We start from the raw sequence: 21580 nt of genomic DNA on the forward strand, positions 1-21580 counted from the left end.
CCAAGGGCGCTCCCCTTCGGGAAGCGCCCTGACGATCTCCAGCAGCCGGGTCAGACCACGGTCACGCTCTGCTTTGTACGTCGCTGCCACGGACGGCAGAGTCCCATGAAGCAGGCAATGGCCGCGAGCGCGCAGACGAGTTGGACGACGGCCATCGGCACCGCCGTGGTCTCCCCCGCGATCCCCACCAGCGGGGAGGCGACGGCGCCCAGCAGGAAGGTGGAGGTGCCGAGCAGCGCGGAGGCGGAACCGGCGGCGTGCGGGGTGCGGTTCAGGGCCTGGGCGTTGGTGTTCGGCATGGCCAGGCCCATCGCGGACATCAGCACGAACAGGCTCCCCGCCACCGGGACGAGACCGGCCTTCCCGAAGACCCCGGAGGCCAGCACGAGCAGCACGGCCGCCGCGACGGTGATCACGACCAGCCCGACCAGCAGCACCTTGTCCATGCTGACCCGGCCGACCAGCACCCGGCCGTTGAGCTGGCCGGTGGCGATCAGGCCGATCGAGTTCAGCCCGAAGAGCAGGCTGAAGGTCTGCGGTGAGGCGCCGTAGATCTCCTGGACGATGAAGGACGACCCGGCGACATAGGCGAAGAGCGCCGCGAAGGCGAAGCTGCCCGCGAGCATGTAGCCGGTGAAGACGCGGTCGGCGAGCAGCCCGCGCATGGTGCGCAGGGTCTGGCCGAGCCCTCCGTCCTGGCGCCGCTCGGGCGGCAGCGTCTCCCCCAGCCACCGCCAGACCACCAGGGTGAGCAGGGTGCCGATCACGGTGAGCACCGCGAAGACGCCGCGCCAGTCGGTGAAGCGCAGGAGCTGGCCGCCGATGAGCGGGGCCACGATGGGCGCCACCCCCGATATCAGCATCAGGGTGGAGAAGAAGCGGGCCATCGCGATGCCGTCGTAGAGGTCCCGGACCACGGCGCGGGCGATCACGATGCCGGCGGCGCCCGCGAGGCCCTGGAGCAGCCGGAAGCCGATGAGCAGCCCGGCGGTGGGGGCGAAGGCGCAGATGGCGGTGGCGATGACGTAGATCACCATGCCGATGAGCAGCGGACGGCGGCGCCCCCACCGGTCGCTCATCGGGCCGACGGCGAGCTGGCCGAGCGCCATGCCCAGCAGACAGGCGGTGAGGGTGAGCTGGGCGGTGGCGGCCGAGCTGTGGAACCCGTCGGTGACCTCCGGCAGGGCCGGGAGGTACATGTCCATGGACAGCGGCGGGAGTGCGGTGAGCCCGCCGAGGATCAGGGTGACGAGGAGGCTCGTACGGCGCTGCGCGGTGAGCCCGGGAAGGGCGGCAGCGGAGGTGCGGGAGGTGTCGGGGGACGAGGTTCCGGGCCGGTCGGCCCGGGTGGGAGCGGCGGCCGGTTGGCCGGGCTGCTGCATGCGTACCTTCCATGAGTCGTTGATGCGTCTCTATGCTCTCAGCAATTCGAATGGGGTCGAACTCCTGTGGACAGGGGGGAACGGGGTCGGGATGGCCGGGACAAGCGGGGCAAGGGCCGTGCGGTGGGGGATTCTGGCGACCGGTGCGATCGCCGCCTCGTTCACCACGGATCTGTTGGAGATGGCGGACGCGCAGGTCATCGCGGTCGGCTCGCGCCGGCCGGAGTCGGCCAAGCATTTCGCGGAGCGGTTCGGGATATCCCGCGCCTACGGCGGCTGGGCGGAGCTGGCCGCCGATGACGACATCGATGTGATCTATGTCGCCACCCCGCACTCGGCCCATCGGGAGGCGGCCGGACTGTGTCTGGAGGCGGGGCGGGCGGTGCTGTGCGAGAAGCCGTTCACGCTCAATGTCCGGCAGGCCGAGGAGCTGGTGGACCTCGCCCGGGCCCGGGGCCGCTTCCTGATGGAGGCGATGTGGACGTACTGCGATCCGGTCGTCCGCCGAATGACCGAGCTGGTCCACGACGGGGCGATCGGCGAGGTCCGGGCGGTCCACGCGGACTTCGGGCTGCCCGGCCCGATCGACCCGGACCACCGGCTGCGCGATCCGGCGCTGGGCGGCGGCGCCCTGCTGGACCTCGGCGTCTATCCGGTGTCCTTCGCGCAGTTGCTGCTCGGCGAGCCGGACGAGGTGCGGGCGGTGGGACAGCTCTCCCCCGAGGGCGTCGATGTGAACACGGGCCTGGCACTGGGCTGGGACAGCGGGGCGGTGGCGCTGCTCTCCTGCTCGATCACCGCGGATACGCCGATGACGGCAGCGGTGACGGGCACGGCGGGGCGGATCGAGTTCCCGCGCGGCTTCTTCCACCCCGAGCGCTTCGTGCTGCACCGGCCCGGCCGGGATCCGCAGGAGATCACGGCGGTGGACGGGCTGCGCTCCTACCAGCGGGAGGCGGCGGAGGTGATGCGCTGCCTGCGCGCGGGCGAGACGGAGTCCCCGCTGGTGCCGCTGGACGGCACGCTGGCGGTGATGCGGACCCTGGACGCGGCGCGGGAGCGGCTCGGGGTGCGGTATCCCGGTGAGGACGAGGGCATGGGGTGACGAGGTGTGAGAACGCGGTACGAGGGGCTGAACCGGGCGGACCCGGCGCCTGGGGTGCGCGCCGGGCCCCGCCCGTTCGTCAGACCTGCTTCAGGCCGGGGTTCCCGGCCTCGCTGACGAACGACGCCGCCGTGGTGAGCGGCGCGTCCGGGGTGGTGACCGCGGAGACGGTCTTGTAGTCGGCCTGTGCCCGCTCCTCGTCCAGCGAGACCGTCACATAGCCGCGCCGGCCGTTGTAGAACTTCATATGCGGGTTGGCGGCCATGTAGGTGGCCCAGTTGTCGGGCTTGTCGGCGCCGTCCTTGCCGCTGCTGACGGATGTGCCGACGAACTCCACGCCCAGGGTCCGGGAGCCCGGGTCGTCGAAGTCCTTCTTGATGTCGAAGGCGTAGTGCACGTGCACATCGCCGGTGAGCACCACGAAGTTCTCCAGGCCCGCCTGCTCGACACCGGCCAGGATCCGCTCCCGGGAGGCGGGGTAGCCGTCCCAGGAGTCCATGGAGAGCTGGGAGCGCGCGGCCGTGGTGTTCTTCCGCTGGGAGAAGGTGACCTGCTGCGGCAGCACGTTCCAGGTGGCGGTGGAGCTCTGGAAGCCGCTCAGCAGCCAGCGCTCCTGGGCGCTGCCGGTGAGGGTGCGCGCGGGGTCCTCGGACTCCGGGCCGGGGTACTGCCAGCCGTCGCCGTACGCCTGGTTGGAGCGGTACTGCCGGGTGTCGAGGATGTCGAACTGGGCCAGCTTGCCGTAGTGGAAGCGGCGGTAGAGCCGCATGTCGGCGCCGTCCGGCTGCTGCGGCATCCGCAGCGGCATGTTCTCCCAGTACGCCCGGTAGGCGGCGGCCCGGCGGATCAGGAACTCGTCCGAGGGGCCGCCGTTCTCGTCGATGTCGTCCGCGTAGTTGTTCTCGGTCTCGTGGTCGTCCCAGGTGACGAACCAGGGGAAGGCGGCGTGGGCGGCCTGGAGGTCCTCGTCGGACTTGTAGAGCGCGTAGCGCAGCCGGTAATCCTCGAGGGTCATCGTCTCGGCGTTGAACACCGCGGGGAGGGTGCGGTCGGTGTACTTCCGGGCGCCGCCCACCGCGTTGACCGCGTACTCGTACTGGTAGTCGCCCACGTGGAAGACGGCGTCCAGGTCCTCGTCCGCCAGGTGGCGGTAGGCGGTGAAGTAGCCGTCGTGGTACGCCTGGCAGGACACCAGGCCGAACCGCACGTCCCGGACCTTGGCGCCCACGCCGGGGGTGGTGCGGGTGCGGCCCACCGGGCTGGTCCAGTTCCCGGCCCGGAAGCGGTACCAGTAGACGCGGTCCGGCTCGAGCCCGGCCGCGTCCACGTGCACCGTGTAGTTGAACTCGGCGTGCGCGGAGGTGGTCCCCCGGCGGGCGACGCGCTGGAACTTCTCGTCGCGGGCGATCTCCCAGTCGACCTTGACGGTGCCCTCTTCGGGCAGCCCGTTGCCGGGCTCGTACGGGCGGGGCGCCAGCCTGGTCCACAGCACGACCGCGCCGGGCAGCGGGTCGCCGGAGGCCACGCCGAGGGTGAAGGGGTTGTCGGCGAGCGCGCGCGGAGACACCTGCGCGGCGTGGGCGCTGGGCAGATTGGTGGTGAACGCGAGCGCGGCGGCGGCCCCGGTGACGGTGAGGAAGCGGCGGCGGCCCAGACGTGCGGCAGCGTCCCGTATGGCCTGCTGGTGCGAGTCATGTGCCATGTGCTCTCCCCTGGCTCGTGGCGTCAGAGGAATTGCAGTGTCGGGGGACGGACGGCCGCTTGCGTGCACCCGACATCGATATGACCGCTGGGTGAGGTCCGTTGCCGGAAGGGACCATTGCGGCGAATCGACTTGTCCACACGGCGAACTGACGTGGCGTACGCTGCGGCGCCATGAGCGACGGTCGTGTGTCGGTGGTGTCGAAAGTGGCGGTGGTGACGGGCGCGGGCTCCGGGGTCGGCCGGGCGGTGGCGCTCGAACTCCTGGAGGCGGGCTGGTCGGTGGTGCTGGCGGGGCGCCGCGAGGAGGCCCTGGCCGAGACGGCGCGGCTGGCCGGTGGCGGCCCCCCGGCCCCCGTGGTGCCGACGGATGTGGCCGGACCGGAGCGGGTGGAGGCGCTCTTCGCGGCGGTGCGGGAGCGGTTCGGACGGCTCGATCTGCTGTTCAACAACGCGGGGAGCTTCGGCCCGCGCGGTGTGGCCCTGGCGGACCTGGCCTACGAGGACTGGCGGTCGGTCGTGGACACCAACCTGACGGGCGCGTTCCTGTGCGCCCAGGCGGCGTTCCGGTTGATGCGTGATCAGGAGCCACAAGGCGGGCGGATCATCAACAACGGCTCCATCTCGGCGCATGCACCCAGGCCGGACAGCGTGGCGTACACCGCCACCAAGCACGCCATCACGGGGCTCACCAAGTCGCTGTCGCTGGACGGGCGGCGGTACCGCATCGCCTGCGGGCAGATCGACATCGGCAACGCGGCGACCGAGATGACCGAGCGGATGTCCGCCGGTGTACCGCAGGCGAACGGGGAGGCGGCGGTCGAGCCCGTGATGGACGTCGCGGACGTGGCGCGTACGGTCCGGCATATGGCGTCGCTGCCGCTGGAGGCCAACGTGCAGTTCGCGACGGTCATGGCGACGGCGATGCCGTACATCGGCCGCGGCTGACGGATGAGGGTTCGTCACCCTCCTAGATAACCCTCCAATTGTGGAGATAATGTGAGGATGCGGGCAATTCACTCCATCGGCACAGCGGCTCCGACGCCACCGCCGACGCACCCGCTCCCCACCCCCGGACCGGCACCCTCTCCCACCCCCGGGGCTGTTCGACGCCCGCTCCATATGGCAGGGTCGTTTCCCACCGCGCCCCACCTTTCACCACCGCCCCACGACCGCCATCCGAACGAAGAGAGACCGCCGTGCGTTCTCTGCCGCTCACCTTGGTCGCCCGTCTGCTGCCCGTCGCCGTCCTCGCCGCCGCGGGGGTGGCCATGACGACGTCGGACGGCTCGGACGCGGACGCCACCCCGGCGGGCCCCTCCCCGCAGACCTCGGCCCCGGCCACCGGCGCCGCCGCGCCGCGCTACGCCAAGCCGCCCGCGGAGGCGTGCACCACCCTCCCCGAGTCGATGATCAAGGACTTGGTGCCGGGCACCAAAGCGGCCGGGAACGAGCTGAAGTCCAGCGACCTGGGCCGCCGCACGGGCTGCTCCTGGCACGCTCTGAACGACTTCGAGTACCGCTGGCTGGACATCGCCTACGACGTCAAGAGCACCGCCGGGAAGAAGAGCGGGAGCGAGGGCGGCAGCGCGGTGCCCGGCCTCGGCGACGACGCGTCGGTGACCGAGAAGACCACCAAGGACGACGACCAGGGCATAGGCGAGGCCGTGGTGACCGTCCACCAGGACAACGCCACGATCACCGTGACCTACAACGGCGGCGACTTCGAGAGCCACAAGGCCGCCGACGGCGATGCGATCCGTAAGGGCGCCATCAGCGCGGCCAAGAAGGCCCTCGCCGCGCTCGACGGCTGATCGTTCCGCCCGGTCTTCTTGCTCTGCCTTCTTGTTCTGCCTTTCTGTTCTGCTCGGTCTTTTTGTTCCGCTCGCTCTTTGATGTCGGCCGCTCGGCCCTTGATGAACATCAGCCGTACGGAAGTGTCCTTCCGGGTGAACGGATACGATCGCGGGCATCGCACCCGAGCTCTGGAGTCCCATCGTGTCCGCCGCCGCCTCCGAACCACGCCTGGGTATCGCCGTCCTGACCATGGGCAACCGGCCCAGAGAGGTGGCCGCCCTGCTGGAGTCGGTCGCCAAGCAGGACGTGCCCCCGGCTCGCATCGTGGTCGTCGGCAACGGCTCCCCGCTCCCGGAGTTCCCCGCCGAGGTGACCGCGGTCGAGCTGGAGGAGAACCTCGGCGTCTCGGGCGGCCGTAACGTCGCCTGGCGGCGACTGCGCGACTTCGGCGACGTGGACGTCGTCATCGACCTCGACGACGACGGGCTGCTGGTGGACGCCGACGTCTTCCGCAGGGTGCGCGATCTGTACGCCGATGACCCGCGCCTGGGCATCGTGAGCTTCCGCATCGCCGACGAGACGGGCGAGACCCAGCGCCGCCACGTACCCCGGCTGCGCACCTCCGATCCGCTGCGCGGCGGCGAGGTGACCACCTTCCTCGGCGGCGGCCACGCCCTGTCGGTGGCGATGCTGGAGCAGACCGGCGGCTGGCCGGACGCGTTCTTCTTCACCCATGAGGAGACCGACCTCGCCTGGCGGGCGCTCGACGCGCGCTGGAAGGTCGTCTACGCCCCCGAGCTGCTGCTCCAGCACCCCAGGACCTCCCCCGCCCGGCACGCCGTCTACCACCGGATGACCGCCCGCAACCGGGTCTGGCTGGCCCGCCGCCACCTGCCGCTGCCGCTGATCCCGCTCTACCTCGGCACCTGGACGCTGCTCACGCTCGCCCGCACCCGCTCCCTGCCGGGGCTGCGGGCCTGGGCCGGCGGCTTCCTGGAGGGGCTGCGCACCTCCTGCGGCAAGCGCCGCCCGATGCGCTGGCGCACGGTATGGCAGATGACCAAACTGGGCCGCCCGCCCGTGATCTGACGGGCTGACGGGCTGACAGCGCCCGGTGGCGTGACCGGTGGCCCTACGGGGCCAGCCCGAGGGCGGGGAAGACCGACGCCTCGAGGAAGCGCGTCAGATAGTCGCGGTCGGCGAACCGGCCCTCCAGCAGATGGCGGACCCGCATCGCGCCGATCAACTGGGTGGGGACGAACTCGACGGCGGGGTTGTCCGCGGCCACCTCGCCGCGCTCCACGCCCCGGCGGACCATCGCCTGGATCGTCTTCACCTCGTGCTCGATGAGTGCGGCGCGCAGCGCCTGCAGCAGATCGGGGTCCTGCAGCGCGGCGTGCCCAACGGCGTACACCAGCGCCGTGTCACCGCCGCACACCTCGCCCGCCTCCCCCACCGCCGCCGCGACGGCGCGCAGATCGCCCGCGAGGGAGCCGGTGTCGATGCCCTCCAGCGCGAAGGGGCGCTTGCACGAGCGCAGCGCGGCGACGACGAGCTGGGGCTTGCTGCACCACTGCCGGTAGAGGGTGGAGCGGCTGGCGCGGGTGCGGGCGGCGACGGCCTCGATGGTGAGGGCCTCGTAGCCGCCCTCCTGGAGCAGATCGAGGACCGCCTGGTAGAACTCCTGCTCCCGCTCGGGGCTGATCTTGGAACGGCGCTGCGGCGCGGCCGTCTCCGGGCCTTGCGTCGCCATGGCTCTCCTCCTCGGTCACCGGACTCCGGCCCCCGACCACACAGTGTACCGACACACCCGCGTACCGATACAGCCATGTACCGATACGGATCCGAACCGGTACACTCTCGTATCGATACGTTTGTGTGCCGATGGCGCCAGGCAGATGGGCGCCCAGAGGAAGGCACGGTGGATGAACCCGACCGTCATAGCCGTCGCGCTCGCGCTCGCCTCGGCCGTCGCCTACGCGACCGCCGCGGTGGCTCAGGAGCGGCTGGCCGCCGGCGGGCGGCCGGGCCGTATGCCGGGACTGCTGCTGCGCGGCGCCTGGTGGGGTGCGGTCGGCCTCAACTCCACCGGTGCCCTGCTGCATGTGGCCGCCCTGCGGTACGGACCGCTCACCCTGGTCCAGCCGCTCGGCGCGCTGACCCTGGTCGCGGCCGTCCCGCTGGGCGCGCGGCTCGCGGGGCGGCGGGTGGCCCGGAACGAGTGGCGGGGCGTGGCCCTCGCACTGCTCGGCCTCGGCGCCCTGCTGCCGGTCACCGCCGGGGAGACCCCGCGCGACATGCTCAGCCTGCCGCAGGCGGTCGGGCTCGCGGGCGTCGTCCTGGTGTTCATCGCGCTGTGCGTCCGGCCGGGGCGCACCGGCCGCGGGACATCGGGCCGGGGTCTGCGGTACGCCACCGCGTCCGGGGTCGCCTCGGGCGTCGCCTCGGCGCTCACCCAGACCCTCACCGTCGCGCTCGCCGACTCCCACGCGCCCGGGGCGGCCCTGGTGTCCTGGCGGACCGTGATCGTGGCCGTCCTGGTCGCGGTCTTCGCGGTGAGCGGTCTGCTGCTGGCCCAGAGCGCCTACGGCAGCGGCCTCGGCGCACCCCTCGCCACCCTGACCCTCGCCAACCCGGTGGCGGCGGCCGCCATCGGGATCGTCCTGCTGGACGAGCGCTTCCGGGGTGGCCCGGCGGGCTGGGCCCTGGCCGCCGCGGGTGCGGCGGCGGCGGCCCGCGGGGTGGTCCTCCTCTCCCGGGCTCCCCAGACGAGCGCGGACGTGCGCGGGGACGCCGTGGCCGTACGGGAGGCCGCCGCGACCGTACGGCGGGCCACCGCACGCGGGGCAGCCGTACCAGAGAGCCGCGCACCCGATGAGATCCTGCGCGAGCCCGCCACCGTCCCCCGGGAACCCGTGCGGGAACCGGCGCGGGAACCCGTACGGGAGTCGGCGCGAGAGGCAGCGCGGGAGCCGGTGCCCACGCCCCCGTGATCGTCACGGCGCCTGGCGGCCCGCCGCCGTAAGGTGGACCGCATGGTGGACGCGAGTGTGTCGACCTCGGCCGAGACCGCTGAGCAGTCGCTGGACGAGCTGCTCCGGGCGTCCCACGAGGCATCACCCGCGGAACTCCCGGGAGCCCTGGACCGCTACACCGCGGCCATGCACATGGGCCGTGCGGTCGTGTACCTGATCGACATCCAGCAGCGGCTGCTGATACCCCTCGAAGAGGACATGCCGCACCTGGACCTCGACGACTCCCTGGCCGGATTCGCCTACCGGACCAGCACCGTGCGAATCAAGGAGGACGGCGAGGGCGGGCTCGACGTCTGGCTGCCGCTGATGAACGGCGCGGAGCGGCTGGGGGTGCTGCAGTTGCGGATGGAATCCCTGGACGGGCTCACGCTCTGGCGCTGCCGGACGCTGGCCTCGCTCCTCTCCCTGGTCATCACGTCCAAGCGCACCTCCATCGACACCATCGCGCGGCGCACCCGGACCCGGTCCATGGAGCTGCCCACCGAGATGGTGCGGGCCTTCCTCCCGCCGCGTTCGATCGGCACCGGCCGGGTGATCTCGACGGCCGTTCTGGAGCCCGCGTACGAGCTGGGCGGCGATGCCTTCGACCATTCGTTCACCGAGGACGTCCTGCACGCCACGATCCTCGACGCCATGGGCCACGATCTGGCCTCCGGGCTGACCACCTCCGTGGCGATGGCGGGCAGCCGCAACGCCCGGCGCACCGGCGCCGATCTGGCGGAGCTGGTCACCACCGTGGACGAGGCGCTGGCCAAATGGCTTCCGGACCAGTTCTGCACGGGCGTCTTCCTCCGGCTGCACATGCCGAGCGGGGCGCTGCGCTGGTCCAACTGCGGCCACCCGACCCCGCTGGTCATCCGTCGCCAGCGGCTGCTGGACAAGGAGCTGGAGCGCGCCTCCGAACCGCCGCTGGGGCTGCCCCCGCGGCTGTCGGCGGCGCCCCGCCGGATCCATGAGACGGCCCTGGAGCCCGGCGACCGGATCCTGTTGTACACCGACGGGGTCGTGGAGTCGCGCGACGAGGGCGGTGAGCAGTTCGGCCTGGAGCGCTTCGCCGACCACATCATCCGCTCGACAGCCGCCGGGGAGAACGCCCCCGAGGTGCTCCGGCTGCTCATCCACGCCATCCTCGACCACGGGCACAGCCAACTCAGCGACGACGCCACGATTTTGATGATCGAGTGGCAGCCCCCGGATCCCTGAGCCGTCGAGGCGATATCCGATGACGCCCCCCGACCCCGCCACCCGCCGCATCCGGCCGAACCCCCCGCCCGGCGCCCCCGGCCTGGCCACGGCCACGGTCGACGGCCACGGCGTGGTGACCGGGTGGAGCGAGGGCGCTTGGCGGCTGCTGGGCTATCGCGCCGAGGACGTCGTAGGGCGGTCGGCGGGCGAGCTGCGCGCGGAGAAGACGCTCGGGGACGCCGCGAGCGGCGCCGGGCCGTGCCTGGCGGACGAGCCCCGGTGGAGCGGACGGGCCGCGCTGTGCCACCGGGACGGCCATCGGGTGGAGGTCGAGCTGCTGGCCCAGCGCGGCCCGGTGGGCGACGGATCCGCGGGCCGGCTGCTGGTCTCGGCCGCGCCCCGGACGCCGCTCCCCGATGAGCCGCTCCCCCGGGAGCCGCTCTCGCACGAGCCGCCCTCGCACGAGCCGCGCTCCCAGGAGCCTGGCGCACCGGTGGACCGCGCGTTCGCCCAGTGTCCGTGCGTCCTGGCGCTCTTCGACACCGAGCTGCGGCTGGCGCGGGCCAACGCCGATATGCAGGCCGCCACCGCCCGCAGCGAGGACCAGATGCGCGGGCTGCGGCTGACGGAGCTGGTGGGCCGCGGGGAGAGCGAGCGGGTCGAGCGGGCCATGCGGGAGGTGCTGGAGAGCGGCGAACGGCTCGCATCCGGCTGCGGCTGATCCGCGACCGCGGCCTCATCTGCGAGGTCTCCGACGCCAACAGCACGGCGCCCCATCTGCGGCGGGCCCGGGTCTTCGTCCTGTGGGTGCACTCGGGGGGTGGATATTCGTCCCCGGATCGCTGGACCGTTCATGGCCCGGTTTGTCACCCTTTGTGGTAGAGGCTCGTTAACCGATCCCGCTCCCGCGGTCGGCCGGGCGCTGATTGTGGCTGGCGGCCGCCTGGGAAGGAGTTGCCATGGCCAAGGCAGTCGGAATCGATCTGGGCACCACCAACTCGGTGATCGCCGTGTGGGAGGGTGGTGAGTCCTCGGTCGTTGCGAACGCCGAGGGGAGCCGTACCACACCGTCGGTGGTGGCGTTCACTGATACCGGTGAACGGCTGGTGGGGCAGTTGGCCCGGCGCCAGGCGATTCTCAATCCGAAGGGCACCATCTACTCGGCCAAGCGGTTCATCGGCCGGCACTACGACGAGGTGTCCGCCGAGGCGCGGGCGGTGGCTTATGACGTCGTGCCGGACGAGCAGGGCCTGGCCCGGTTCAAGGTGCGTGAGAAGCTGTATTCGCCGGAGGAGATCAGTGCGCAGGTGCTGCGCAAGCTGGCGGATGACGCGGGGAAGCAGTTGGGCGAGCGGGTGACCGAGGCGGTCATCACGGTGCCGGCGTATTTCAACGATGCCCAGCGCAGTGCGACCAAGGATGCCGGTGAGATCGCCGGGCTGAAGGTTTTGCGGATCATCAACGAGCCGACCGCGGCTGCCCTGGCCTACGGGCTGGACAAGAAGGGTCATGAGACGGTTCTGGTCTTCGATCTGGGTGGCGGCACCTTCGATGTGTCGGTCCTGGATGTCGGGGACGGGGTGGTGGAGGTGCGTTCCACCGCGGGTGACAGTCATCTGGGGGGTGATGATTTCGACCGGCGGCTGGTGGATTATCTGGCGGATAAGTTCCAGCAGGAGAACGGCATTGATCTGCGTCAGGATCCGCAGGCGCTGCAGCGGTTGTTCGAGGCTGCGGAGAAGGCCAAGACCGAGCTGAGTTCGGTGACGCAGACGCAGGTGAGTCTGCCGTTCATCACGGCGGATGCCTCTGGGCCGAAGCATCTGACCGAGACGGTGATGCGGTCGACGTTCGAGCAGATCACCAGCGATCTGGTGGAGCGGTGTCTGGGGCCGGTGCAGCAGGCCATGGGTGATGCGAAGGCCGGTGAGAGCGATATCGACGAGGTGATCCTGGTCGGTGGGTCGACGCGGATTCCGGCGGTGCAGGCTCTGGTGCGGCGGCTGACGGGGGGCAAGGAGCCCAATATGAGCGTCAACCCCGACGAGGTCGTGGCCCTGGGTGCCGCGATCCAGGCGGGGGTGCTCAAGGGCGAGGTCAAGGATGTGCTGCTGCTGGATGTGACGCCGCTGTCGCTGGGTGTGGAGACCCGTGGTGGTGTGATGACGAAGATCATTGAGCGGAACACCACGATTCCGGTGCGGCGTACGGAGACGTTCTCCACGGCTGAGGACAATCAGCAGGCCGTGGACATCGTGATCCTGCAGGGGGAGCGTGAGCGGGCTGCTGACAACCGGGTGCTCGGGCGTTTCCAGCTCACTGGTATCCGTCCGGCGCCACGCGGCGAGCCGCAGGTCGAGGTGACCTTCGATATCGATGCGAATGGCATCTTGAGTGTCACCGCGCGCGACCAGGACACCGGCAAGGAGCAGTCCATCCAGATCACCGAGACCGGCAACCTGGACCGCGGTGAGATCGAGCGCATGGTCCAGGAGGCCGAGCGCAACCGGGGCGAGGACCAGGCGCTGCGCGAGGCCGTGGACGCACGCAACGAGCTGGACGCCATCGCCTACCAGGTCGAGAAGCGTCTTTCCGAGCTGGGTGACGCGGCGCCCTCGCATGAGCGGTCGCGTGCCGAGATGCTGGTCAACGATGCCCGGGAGGCGGTCAGGAACGAGGCCGGTGTCGACCGGACCAGGCCGCTGATCTCCGAGCTCCAGCAGGTCTACGCGGGCCTGGCCTCCCACGAGACCGCCGGCGCCGATGCGGGCGCGGGTGCCGGTGGGGCCGGGGCGGGGGGTGCTCAGGACACCGGAGCCGGGGCCGGGGCCGGGGGTGGGGACGATGAGGATGTCATCGACGCCGAGTTCGACAAGGGCTGACCGGTACGGCCGGTAGGCCCAGAGGAAGGCTGAGGGAGAGGCCGCTTATGTCCACTCAACCGCAGCAGCCCGAACCGGTGCCGGAGGGTGCCGTGACCGAGCCGGAGCCAGGACAGGAGCAGGAGCAGGGCCTGCCTGCGCCGGGTGGCGTGGAGGCGCGTGGGACGGGCGGGGAGGGCCTGGGTCCGGATGCGGCCGGCGGCCCCGCCGGCACCGCGTCCGACACGGCGTCTGGTGAGCAGGCTGGCGCGCTGGCGGAGTTGGAGGACCGCTGGCGGCGGGCTCTGGCGGATGTGGAGAATCTGCGTAAGCGTCATGTCAGGGAGGTGGAGCGGGAGCGGGCGGCGGAGCGGGCCCGTACGGCGGCGGCCCTGTTGCCCGTCATCGACAATCTGGAACTCGCTCTGTCCCATGCCGAGTCGGACCCGGGTTCGATCGTGGAGGGTGTCAGGGCCGTCCGTGATCAGGCCGTGAACACTCTGGCCCAGTTGGGTTACGAGCGGCGGGGCGAGACGGGGGAGGCGTTCGATCCGGCCCGGCATGAGGTGGTCGGTGTGGTCGAGGACCCCGAGGCCGAGCCGGGCACGGTGGTCCAGGTCCTGCGGCCGGGCTACGGGGATCCCGGCAACCAGCTCAGGCCGGTGGCGGTGGCCGTGGCGAAGCGGGAGTGAGACGGCGATGGCACGGGATTACTACGAGGTGCTCGGTGTCTCACGGGGTGCGAGCCAGGATGAGATCCAGCAGGCGTTCCGCACCCGGGCCCGTCGCCTTCACCCCGTTGTGAACAAGGATCCGGACGCGGAGGAGCGGTTCAAGGAGCTCAACGACGCCTACAGCGTGCTCTCCGACCCCAAGACGCGGGCTCGTTATGACCGGTTCGGTGATGACTGGCGCAAGATCCCGGAGGACTGGGAGGAGCGTGTCGGCGCCGGCGCCGGTGCTGGTGCCGGTGGTGGTGGTTTCCGTGGGTGGACGACTGCCGGGGACGGGGGGCGGGTGCGGTTCACGCGTGGTTTCGGGGAGGACGCCGGGGGCGGGGGTGTGGATTTCGAGGATCTGTTCGGCGCGTTCTTCGGCGGTGGTGCGGGCCCGGGCGGGGGTGGGGGGCGGGTGGATATTCCGGGGGCCGATCAGGAGGCGGAGCTGCCGCTCACCGTGGAGGACGCCTTCCATGGTGGTCACCGTGTCGTGACCCTGGCCGGGCCGTCGGGGCAGCGCACGTTCGAGGTGGATGTCCCGGCGGGTGTGGTCGATGGGCAGCGGATCCGGCTGGCCGGGCAGGGCGGGCGGGGCACGGGTGACGCGCCGGCGGGGGATCTGTATCTGCGGGTGCGGATCCAGCCGCATCCGCGGTTCCGGCTGGAGGGCCGGAACATTCATGTGACGCTCCCGGTCGCGCCGTGGGAGGCCGCGCTGGGCGCGACCGTCCCGGTGCCCACGCCCGGCGGTACCGCCAAGGTGACGGTCCCGCCCGGGTCCTCCAGCGGACGCCGGCTGCGGCTGCGCGGTGAGGGCATGCCCAACCCGCGCGGACCCGACGGTGATCTGTTCGCGGAGATCCGCATCATGGTGCCGCCCAGCCTCAGCGACCGCGAGCGCGAACTGTTCGAGGAACTCGGCCGCACCTCCTCCTTCGACCCCAGGAGCGAGCAATGAGCCCCCACGCACGAGGGACCGTCACGGCCACCCCCGGGCGCACCCCCACACCCGGGAGCACGCCCACCCCCGGGAGCACCCCCACCCCCGGGAGCACCCCACCCCCGGGAGCACCCCCACCCCCGGGAGCACGCACACACCCGGGAGCACGCACACACCCGGGAGCACTCCCACCCCCGGGAGCACTCCCACACCTGGGAGCACGCACACACGCGGGAGTGAGCGATGAGCACGCACACACCCGGGATGGTCACGGCGGCCCGGTATGCGCCCGTGACGTCGGTTCATTACGACCTGGTGCCCGCGCCCAGGCTCTCCCTGGAGACGGTGGCTACTCGTACCGGGCTCCATCCCGAGCTGATCCGGCGTTTTGTCGTCCTCGGCCTGGTGGAGGCGGAGCGTGATGCGGCGGGGCGGCTGGTGTTCGCTCCTGGTGCTCCGGCGGCGGTGGGCCGTGTGGAGCGGCTGCGTTCGGGGCTCTGCCTGAATTACGCCTCCATCGGTCTGGTGCTGGATCTGCTCGACCGTATCGATCTGCTGGAAGCCGCACTGCGCCGTAGTGGCGTGAGGAGTGGAGAACCGTCATGGACATGAACCGCCTCACCCAGAAGTCCCAGGAAGCCCTCCAGGACGCGCAGACCAGGGCTCAGCGGTACGGCCATAGCGAGGTCGACGGCGAGCATCTGCTGCTGGCTCTCCTGGACCAGCCCGAGGGGCTGGTGCCCCGGCTGATCGGCCAGTTGGGCGCCGATCCGGAGGCGGTGCGCACCATGCTGGAGACGGAGGTGGCCCGTAAACCCAAGGTCACCGGCCCCGGAGCCACGCCGGGGCAGGTCTTCGTCACCCAGCGGCTGTCCCAACTGCTGGATACCGCCGAACAGGAGGCGCGGCGGCTGAAGGATGAGTACGTGTCGGTGGAGCACCTGGTGCTCGCCCTCGCCGAGGAGGGTTCGGCTACCGCGGCCGGGCGGGTGCTGGGGGAGCACGGCGTCACCAAGGAGGCGTTCCTGGGTGCTCTGACCCGGGTCCGCGGCAGTCAGCGGGTGACGTCCGCCAATCCGGAGGTGGCGTATGAGGCGCTGGAGAAGTACGGGCGGGATCTGGTGCTGGAGGCCCGTTCGGGCAAGCTGGACCCGGTGATCGGCCGGGATGCGGAGATCCGCCGGGTGACGCAGATCCTCAGCCGCAAGACGAAGAACAATCCGGTGCTCATCGGCGATCCCGGCGTCGGCAAGACCGCCATCGTCGAGGGCCTGGCGCAGCGTATCGTGCGCGGTGACGTCCCCGAGGGGCTGCGGGACAAGACGATCTTCGCCCTGGACATGGGCTCCCTGGTGGCCGGCGCGAAGTACCGCGGGGAGTTCGAGGAGCGGCTCAAGGCCGTGCTCACCGAGGTCAACTCCGCCCAGGGCCGGATCCTGCTGTTCGTGGACGAGCTGCACACCGTGGTCGGCGCCGGGGCCGCCGAGGGTGCCATGGACGCCGGGAACATGCTCAAGCCGATGCTGGCCCGCGGCGAGCTGCACATGATCGGCGCCACCACCCTGGACGAGTACCGCAAACACATCGAGAAGGACGCCGCGCTGGAACGCCGCTTCCAGATGGTGCTGGTGGACGAGCCGAGTGTGGAGGACACCATCTCCATCCTGCGGGGCCTGCGTGAGCGTCTCGAGGTCTTCCACGGCGTCAAGATCCAGGACACCGCCCTGGTCTCCGCCGCCACCCTCAGTCACCGCTACATCAGCGACCGGTTCCTGCCCGACAAGGCCATCGACCTGGTCGATGAGGCATGCGCCAGACTGCGGACCGAGATCGACTCCATGCCCGCCGAACTGGATGAGATCACCCGCCGGGTCACCCGGCTGGAGATCGAGGAAGCCGCGCTCTCCAAGGAGAGCGACCCCGCCAGCGCCCAGCGCCTGGAGGAACTGCGCCGGGAACTGGCGGATCTGCGGGCCGAGGCGGATGCCAAACACGCCCAGTGGGAGGCCGAACGGCAGTCCATCCGCCGGGTCCAGGACCTGCGCCGGGAGCTGGAAGAGGTCCGCCGCGAGGCCGAGGAGGCCGAACGCGCCTACGACCTCAACCGCGCCGCCGAACTCCGCTACGGCAGACTCCAGGAGCTTCAGCGCAAACTGGCCGCCGAGGAGGAACAACTGGCCGCCAAACAGGGCGCGCACCGGCTGCTGCGCGAGGTGGTCACCGAGGAGGAGATCTCCGACATCGTCTCCGCCTGGACCGGCATCCCCGTCTCCCGCCTGCAGGAAGGCGAACGGGAGAAACTGCTGCGCCTGGACGAGATCCTCCAGGAGCGCGTCATCGGCCAGGACGAGGCCGTCAAGCTGGTCTCCGACGCCATCATCCGGGCCCGCTCGGGCATCCGCGACCCACGCCGCCCGATCGGCTCGTTCATCTTCCTCGGCCCCACCGGCGTCGGGAAGACCGAGCTGGCCAAGGCACTGGCCGCAGCCCTCTTCGACACCGAGGAGAACATGATCCGCCTGGACATGAGCGAATACCAGGAACGGCACACCGTCAGCCGCCTGGTCGGCGCCCCGCCCGGATACATCGGCTACGAGGAGGGCGGCCAGCTCACCGAGGCGGTGCGGCGCAAACCGTACTCGGTCGTCCTCTTCGACGAGATCGAGAAGGCCCACACCGATGTCTTCAACACCCTGCTGCAGGTCCTGGACGACGGCCGGATCACCGACGCCCAGGGACGGCTGGTCGACTTCCGCAACACCGTGATCATCATGACCTCCAACATCGGCTCGATGCACCTCCTGGACGGCGTCACCACCGACGGCGAGCTCAAGCCGGACGCCCGGGGCCTGGTGATGAGCGAACTGCGCGGCCACTTCCGCCCCGAATTCCTCAACCGGGTCGATGACATCGTTCTGTTCAAACCCCTGGGCGAACCCCAGATCGAACGCATCGTGGAACTCCAACTCGACGAACTGCGCAAACGCCTGGCCGAACGCCTCATCGCCGTCGAACTCACCCCCGCCGGCCGCCAGGTCATCGCCCACGAAGGCTACGACCCCGTCTACGGAGCCCGCCCACTACGCCGCTTCATCTCCCACGAAGTGGAAACCCTCATCGGCCGCGCCCTGCTCCGCGGCGACATCGACGAAGGCGCCACCGTCAAAGTCGACGCCCAACACGGCGAACTCGTCGTCACCTACGAACCACAACCCGAGACCGCAGGACTCGGAAAGGCCGCGTGAGAACCATGCCGAACCGGACCGTCCATGCCTGCCCCCAGCGGTCCGAGGTGCAGGCCGTGCCGACCCTGCTCATCCTGGACAAGGCGAAGCCCTGCGTTCGTGGGTCGAGCGGGTGTCGAGCGTGACGAGGAGCCGCGACCGCCAGAAAGGATGAACGCCATGGCCATCGAGCCCGATCCGCACCTGGCGATGGTGCGTCCGGTCACCCCGCGCAGCCCCGAGGGGTGCGAGGAGTGTCTGCGCCTGGGGTCCCCCTGGGTCCATCTGCGGCTCTGTCTGACCTGCGGACACGTCGGGTGCTGCGACTCCTCGCCGCTCAAGCACGCCCGTGCGCACGCGTACGCCGACCAGCACCCCATCGTCGAGCCCCTGGAACCGGGCGAGACCTGGCGGTGGTGCTACGCCCACGAGGCCATGGCCTGATGTGATGACGGACGAGGACCGGTCCCGCGGCGCCGCACCGGAGGAAGCCGTACCGGACGACGTACCGGAGGAAGCCATACCGGGCGCCGTTCCGGAGGAAGCCATACCGGACGAGACCCCGGATATTTACGGCGCGTATCCGCGGCTCACGGACGAGCAGATCGCCTACCTCTCCGGGCACGGCACCCGCCGGCCCGTGGTGCCCGGTCAGGTGCTGATCCATGACGGCGGCCCGCCCCCGGACTTCTTCGTCGTCCTCAGCGGCTCGGTCGCGATCACCGCGCACCGCGGCACCCCGGACGAGCAGCTCCTGAGGGTGCACGGCCCGGGGCGCTTCCTCGGCGAACTGGGTCTGCTCCAGGGGCAGGTGGCCTTCTACACCGCCCACGCCCAGGAGGCCGGGGAGGTGCTGGCCCTCCCGGTGGATCGGCTGCGGGCGCTGCTGGCCCGTGACCCCTGCCTCGGCAACCTCGTCCTCCGCGCCTATCTGGGCCGCCGCGCCCAGTTGGTCGGGGCCGGCGCCGGCTTCCGCATCCTCGGCTCGCGCTACTCGCCCGACACCCGGCGGCTGCGCGAGTTCGCGGCCCGCAACCGGCTGCCGCACCGCTGGATCGACCTGGAGGCGGACCAGGAGGCCGAGGCGCTGCTGCGCCGCCTCTCGGTCAGCCCGGAGGACACCCCGATCATCATCTGGCGCGAACACCATGTGCTGCGCAACCCCGGCAACGCCGAACTGGCCCAGCTCATCGGCCTCTCCCCACCGATGGCCGCCCACAGCCACTGCGATCTGCTGGTCGTCGGCTCCGGCCCGGCCGGGATCGCCGCCGCCGTCTACGGCTCCTCCGACGGGCTGACCACCACGGTCGTGGACACGGTGGCCCCGGGCGGCCAGGCGGGCACCACGTCCCTGATCGAGAACTACTTCGGCTTCCCGGCCGGGATCCCCGGCTTGGAACTCGCCGAGCGGGGCATGCTCCAGGCGCGCAAATTCGGGACGCAGATACGGATCCCGGCGGAGGCGACCTCCCTCGAACCGGGCCACGGCCACTACCGCGTCACCTTCGCCGACGGCAGCGAAACGCTCTGCCGTACCGTCGTCCTGGCCACCGGCGCCCATTACCGCCGACTGGACGTCCCCGGCATGGAGCGGCTGGAGCGGACGAGCGTCTACTACGCGGCCACCGTCTACGAGGCGCGGCAGTGCGGCGCGGCCCCCGTCGCCGTGGTCGGCGGCGGCAACTCCGCGGGCCAGGCGTCGCTCTTCCTCGCCGAATGGGTGCCCCGGGTGCACCTGCTGATCAGGGGCTCGTATCTGGGCGCCCGGATGTCCCGCTATCTGGTCGACCAGATCGAGCGCCATCCGCGGGTGAGCGTGCTGCTGGACAGCGAGCTCCGCGAGGTGCGCGGCGAGGACGCGCTGCGGACGATCGTGGTGGAGCACCGCCGCACCGGGGAGCGCCGCACCCTGGACGCCTGCGCCCTGTTCGTCTTCATCGGGGCCAAGCCGTGCACCGACTGGCTCACCGGCGTCCTGGCCCTGGACGACGGGGGTTTCGTGCTCACCGGCGACGAGGCCGAGGCGGCCCGGGCGGCCCACGGCGTCCGGGAGGGCCCCGGCCGTGGCTGTCTGGGCCTGGAGACCACGCTGCCGGGGGTCTTCGCCGCCGGTGATGTGCGCAGCGGCTCGGTCAAGCGCGTGGCCTCGGCGGCCGGCGAAGGGGCGATGGCCATCCACCACGTCCATGACCGCCTCGCCCGCACCGGCGCCGGGCCCACCCACCCGAGCGGCGCCGCTCCAGCCCCGTCCGGCCGGTCCGCCGCGCCGGGCGGTGGTCCGCACGTGTCCGCTTCACCTGCGCGTCCGCGTCATCCGCGCAGCCGCTCCACCTGACCCCCGACCGGAGGACGAACACCATGGTTGCCACAGGCTTTGCCTCCTTCGACACGACGGTCGACAAGACCAACCGGCTCCTGAGGGAGATCGAGGACGCGTACGGCTGGCCCAAGGAACGCCGCAAGCAGTCCTACGCCGCCCTGCGCGCGGTCCTGCACCAGTTGCGGGACCGGCTGACGGTGGACGAGGCCGTCCAGTTCGGCGCACAGCTCCCGATGCTGGTGCGCGGCATCTACTACGAGGGGTGGCGACCCGCGCAGACGCCGGTGAAAATGCACAGCGAGGAGTTCTACCGGCGGATCCGGCACGACTTCCCGTACTCGATCCAGGGCGACACCGAGCAGCTCGTCCACACCGTCCTGGAGACCCTGCAGCGCCATATCAGCGAGGGCGAGTGGGACGATCTGCGGGCCCGGATGCCCGCCGACCTGGTCACCGTCATCCCGACCTAGCATGAACCACCTGGTGGTACTGTCGCACCGTTAGACGGTTTTATGCGCGGTGCGGCGAGGAGGACGGGCGATGGGGACGGCAGCCGGAGAGGGCGGCGAGGGAGTACGGAGTGTACTGCGCGCACTGGATCTGCTCGCCCTGTTCGACGAGTCCCACCGCTCCCGCAGCGTACGGGAGTTGACCGACGCCACCGGACTGGCCAAGTCCACCGTGGTCCGGCTGGTGGCCACCCTTGAGCAGCGCGGGCTGCTGTGGAGCCGGGGGGACGGCCGGCTCACCCCCGGCGCGGGGCTGCTGCGCTGGGCGGCGCTCGCGCAGGACGCCTGGCGGCTGCCCCCGGAGGCGGTGGAGTGTCTGCGCGTCCTCTCGGTCCGGTCCGGCGGCGAGTCCTCACGGATCTACATCCGCCAGGGGGCCTCCCGGGTATGCGTGGCCCAGCACGAGGGCACCCAGCAGCTCCGCCATGTGGTGCGCATCGGCGAGGAGATGCCCCTGTGGGCCGGTGCCTCCGGGCATGTCCTGCTCATCGGCGGCTCGCCCCGGACCCTGAGCCGGGCGGCCTCGGCGGCCGGGCGCGACCCCGACTTCACCTCCGCCCTGACCGAACGGGCGCGCCTCGCCGCGCGGCGGGGCTGGGCGGTCAGCCACGGTGAGCGCGCGGACGGGGTGTCCGCCGTGGCCGCCCCCGTCACCGACGCGGCCGGGCAGGTCGTCGCCGCGGTGGGCCTCGGCGGCCCCACCAGCCGCTTCACCGAGGAGCGCGTCGAGTCGTTCCGCCCGGCGCTGACCGAGGCCGCGAGGCGGCTGTCGGAGCTGCGGTTCCTCGGCGAGAGCGGCTGA

The 21580-nt window shown here is 71.2% G+C and carries 19 protein-coding genes; 16 read left to right on the plus strand and 3 right to left on the minus strand.

The window, feature by feature from the left end:
- Positions 1 to 50: 50 nt before the first annotated feature.
- Positions 51 to 1382, minus strand: coding sequence for a Bcr/CflA family multidrug efflux MFS transporter (locus STRVI_RS34430; RefSeq protein ID WP_014060189.1), 1332 nt, complete (start codon positions 1380 to 1382; stop codon positions 51 to 53).
- Between the two features lie 91 nt (positions 1383 to 1473).
- Between STRVI_RS34430 and STRVI_RS34435 the strand changes: the two genes are divergently transcribed.
- Positions 1474 to 2487, plus strand: coding sequence for a Gfo/Idh/MocA family protein (locus STRVI_RS34435; RefSeq protein WP_043236996.1), 1014 nt, complete (start codon positions 1474 to 1476; stop codon positions 2485 to 2487).
- Positions 2488 to 2566: 79 nt separating this feature from the next.
- On the opposite strand, the gene STRVI_RS34440 is transcribed toward STRVI_RS34435, so the two are convergent.
- On the minus strand, positions 2567 to 4189 hold the full coding sequence (locus STRVI_RS34440; RefSeq protein WP_014060191.1) for an alkaline phosphatase D family protein: 1623 nt from the start codon (positions 4187 to 4189) through the stop codon (positions 2567 to 2569).
- A gap of 173 nt (positions 4190 to 4362) precedes the next feature.
- Here STRVI_RS34440 and STRVI_RS34445 point away from each other — a divergent pair, with 173 nt between their 5' ends.
- The 3 genes from STRVI_RS34445 (at position 4363) to STRVI_RS34455 (ending at position 7074) form a co-directional block, all read left to right on the plus strand.
- Positions 4363 to 5136 carry an SDR family oxidoreductase gene (locus STRVI_RS34445; protein ID WP_014060192.1) on the plus strand — a complete coding sequence of 258 codons (774 nt, stop codon included), beginning with the start codon at positions 4363 to 4365 and terminating at the stop codon, positions 5134 to 5136.
- Between the two features lie 251 nt (positions 5137 to 5387).
- Positions 5388 to 6002 carry a hypothetical protein gene (locus STRVI_RS53075; protein WP_014060193.1) on the plus strand — a complete coding sequence of 205 codons (615 nt, stop codon included), beginning with the start codon at positions 5388 to 5390 and terminating at the stop codon, positions 6000 to 6002.
- A 232-nt stretch (positions 6003 to 6234) separates the two neighbouring features.
- Positions 6235 to 7074: a glycosyltransferase family 2 protein gene (locus STRVI_RS34455; RefSeq protein ID WP_050994055.1), complete on the plus strand. Its 840-nt coding sequence runs from the start codon at positions 6235 to 6237 to the stop codon at positions 7072 to 7074.
- A 43-nt stretch (positions 7075 to 7117) separates the two neighbouring features.
- Here the strand turns inward: STRVI_RS34455 and STRVI_RS34460 are convergent, their stop codons facing one another.
- Positions 7118 to 7738: a TetR/AcrR family transcriptional regulator gene (locus STRVI_RS34460; protein WP_014060195.1), complete on the minus strand. Its 621-nt coding sequence runs from the start codon at positions 7736 to 7738 to the stop codon at positions 7118 to 7120.
- Between the two features lie 172 nt (positions 7739 to 7910).
- Between STRVI_RS34460 and STRVI_RS34465 the strand changes: the two genes are divergently transcribed.
- From STRVI_RS34465 to STRVI_RS34520, 12 genes are all read left to right on the plus strand, one after another.
- Entirely contained in the window at positions 7911 to 8978 is a 1068-nt protein-coding gene (locus tag STRVI_RS34465) for a DMT family transporter (protein WP_014060196.1), read from the plus strand.
- Between the two features lie 42 nt (positions 8979 to 9020).
- The gene (locus STRVI_RS34470) at positions 9021 to 10223 is read left to right on the plus strand and encodes a PP2C family protein-serine/threonine phosphatase (RefSeq protein WP_014060197.1); all 1203 of its coding nucleotides are present in this window, start codon (positions 9021 to 9023) and stop codon (positions 10221 to 10223) included.
- Positions 10224 to 10242: 19 nt separating this feature from the next.
- The gene (locus STRVI_RS34475) at positions 10243 to 10926 is read left to right on the plus strand and encodes a PAS domain-containing protein (protein WP_014060198.1); all 684 of its coding nucleotides are present in this window, start codon (positions 10243 to 10245) and stop codon (positions 10924 to 10926) included.
- Between the two features lie 238 nt (positions 10927 to 11164).
- Positions 11165 to 13087, plus strand: a complete 1923-nt coding sequence (gene dnaK, locus STRVI_RS34480; RefSeq protein WP_014060199.1) for a molecular chaperone DnaK — start codon at positions 11165 to 11167, stop codon at positions 13085 to 13087.
- Positions 13088 to 13134: 47 nt separating this feature from the next.
- Positions 13135 to 13758 (plus strand): nucleotide exchange factor GrpE, encoded by a 624-nt coding sequence (locus STRVI_RS34485; protein WP_014060200.1) that lies wholly within the window; start codon positions 13135 to 13137, stop codon positions 13756 to 13758.
- A gap of 7 nt (positions 13759 to 13765) precedes the next feature.
- Positions 13766 to 14743, plus strand: a complete 978-nt coding sequence (locus STRVI_RS34490; protein WP_014056599.1) for a DnaJ C-terminal domain-containing protein — start codon at positions 13766 to 13768, stop codon at positions 14741 to 14743.
- 225 nt (positions 14744 to 14968) lie between these two features.
- Positions 14969 to 15337 carry a chaperone modulator CbpM gene (locus STRVI_RS34495; protein WP_014056600.1) on the plus strand — a complete coding sequence of 123 codons (369 nt, stop codon included), beginning with the start codon at positions 14969 to 14971 and terminating at the stop codon, positions 15335 to 15337.
- The gene (clpB, locus tag STRVI_RS34500) at positions 15328 to 17970 is read left to right on the plus strand and encodes an ATP-dependent chaperone ClpB (RefSeq protein ID WP_014056601.1); all 2643 of its coding nucleotides are present in this window, start codon (positions 15328 to 15330) and stop codon (positions 17968 to 17970) included. The genes STRVI_RS34495 and clpB overlap by 10 nt, the downstream gene beginning before the upstream one ends.
- A 159-nt stretch (positions 17971 to 18129) precedes the next feature.
- Positions 18130 to 18393 carry a UBP-type zinc finger domain-containing protein gene (locus STRVI_RS34505; RefSeq protein WP_014056603.1) on the plus strand — a complete coding sequence of 88 codons (264 nt, stop codon included), beginning with the start codon at positions 18130 to 18132 and terminating at the stop codon, positions 18391 to 18393.
- 4 nt (positions 18394 to 18397) lie between these two features.
- Positions 18398 to 20284, plus strand: a complete 1887-nt coding sequence (locus tag STRVI_RS34510) for an FAD-dependent oxidoreductase (protein WP_014060201.1) — start codon at positions 18398 to 18400, stop codon at positions 20282 to 20284.
- Positions 20285 to 20307: 23 nt separating this feature from the next.
- Positions 20308 to 20739, plus strand: coding sequence for a DUF2267 domain-containing protein (locus STRVI_RS34515; RefSeq protein ID WP_014060202.1), 432 nt, complete (start codon positions 20308 to 20310; stop codon positions 20737 to 20739).
- A gap of 70 nt (positions 20740 to 20809) precedes the next feature.
- A complete protein-coding gene (locus STRVI_RS34520) occupies positions 20810 to 21580 on the plus strand; it encodes an IclR family transcriptional regulator (protein ID WP_014060203.1) in 771 nt (256 codons plus the stop codon).

The sequence above is a fragment of the Streptomyces violaceusniger Tu 4113 genome (assembly GCF_000147815.2).
Lineage (GTDB): Bacteria > Actinomycetota > Actinomycetes > Streptomycetales > Streptomycetaceae > Streptomyces > Streptomyces violaceusniger_A.

Excerpts from the sequence above, each read along its gene's own strand:
- STRVI_RS34485 (WP_014060200.1), top strand. The coding sequence starts at position 13,135 with ATGTCCACTCAACCGCAGCAGCCCGAACCGGTGCCGGAGGGTGCCGTG.
- STRVI_RS34460 (WP_014060195.1), bottom strand. The coding sequence starts at position 7,738 with ATGGCGACGCAAGGCCCGGAGACGGCCGCGCCGCAGCGCCGTTCCAAG.
- STRVI_RS34510 (WP_014060201.1), top strand. The coding sequence starts at position 18,398 with ATGACGGACGAGGACCGGTCCCGCGGCGCCGCACCGGAGGAAGCCGTA.
- STRVI_RS34445 (WP_014060192.1), top strand. The coding sequence starts at position 4,363 with ATGAGCGACGGTCGTGTGTCGGTGGTGTCGAAAGTGGCGGTGGTGACG.
- STRVI_RS34440 (WP_014060191.1), bottom strand. The coding sequence starts at position 4,189 with ATGGCACATGACTCGCACCAGCAGGCCATACGGGACGCTGCCGCACGT.
- STRVI_RS34435 (WP_043236996.1), top strand. The coding sequence starts at position 1,474 with ATGGCCGGGACAAGCGGGGCAAGGGCCGTGCGGTGGGGGATTCTGGCG.
- dnaK (WP_014060199.1), top strand. The coding sequence starts at position 11,165 with ATGGCCAAGGCAGTCGGAATCGATCTGGGCACCACCAACTCGGTGATC.
- STRVI_RS34470 (WP_014060197.1), top strand. The coding sequence starts at position 9,021 with ATGGTGGACGCGAGTGTGTCGACCTCGGCCGAGACCGCTGAGCAGTCG.
- STRVI_RS34505 (WP_014056603.1), top strand. The coding sequence starts at position 18,130 with ATGGCCATCGAGCCCGATCCGCACCTGGCGATGGTGCGTCCGGTCACC.
- STRVI_RS34430 (WP_014060189.1), bottom strand. The coding sequence starts at position 1,382 with ATGCAGCAGCCCGGCCAACCGGCCGCCGCTCCCACCCGGGCCGACCGG.
- STRVI_RS34475 (WP_014060198.1), top strand. The coding sequence starts at position 10,243 with ATGACGCCCCCCGACCCCGCCACCCGCCGCATCCGGCCGAACCCCCCG.
- STRVI_RS34515 (WP_014060202.1), top strand. The coding sequence starts at position 20,308 with ATGGTTGCCACAGGCTTTGCCTCCTTCGACACGACGGTCGACAAGACC.
- STRVI_RS34520 (WP_014060203.1), top strand. The coding sequence starts at position 20,810 with ATGGGGACGGCAGCCGGAGAGGGCGGCGAGGGAGTACGGAGTGTACTG.
- clpB (WP_014056601.1), top strand. The coding sequence starts at position 15,328 with ATGGACATGAACCGCCTCACCCAGAAGTCCCAGGAAGCCCTCCAGGAC.
- STRVI_RS34495 (WP_014056600.1), top strand. The coding sequence starts at position 14,969 with ATGAGCACGCACACACCCGGGATGGTCACGGCGGCCCGGTATGCGCCC.
- STRVI_RS34465 (WP_014060196.1), top strand. The coding sequence starts at position 7,911 with ATGAACCCGACCGTCATAGCCGTCGCGCTCGCGCTCGCCTCGGCCGTC.
- STRVI_RS34490 (WP_014056599.1), top strand. The coding sequence starts at position 13,766 with ATGGCACGGGATTACTACGAGGTGCTCGGTGTCTCACGGGGTGCGAGC.
- STRVI_RS34455 (WP_050994055.1), top strand. The coding sequence starts at position 6,235 with ATGGGCAACCGGCCCAGAGAGGTGGCCGCCCTGCTGGAGTCGGTCGCC.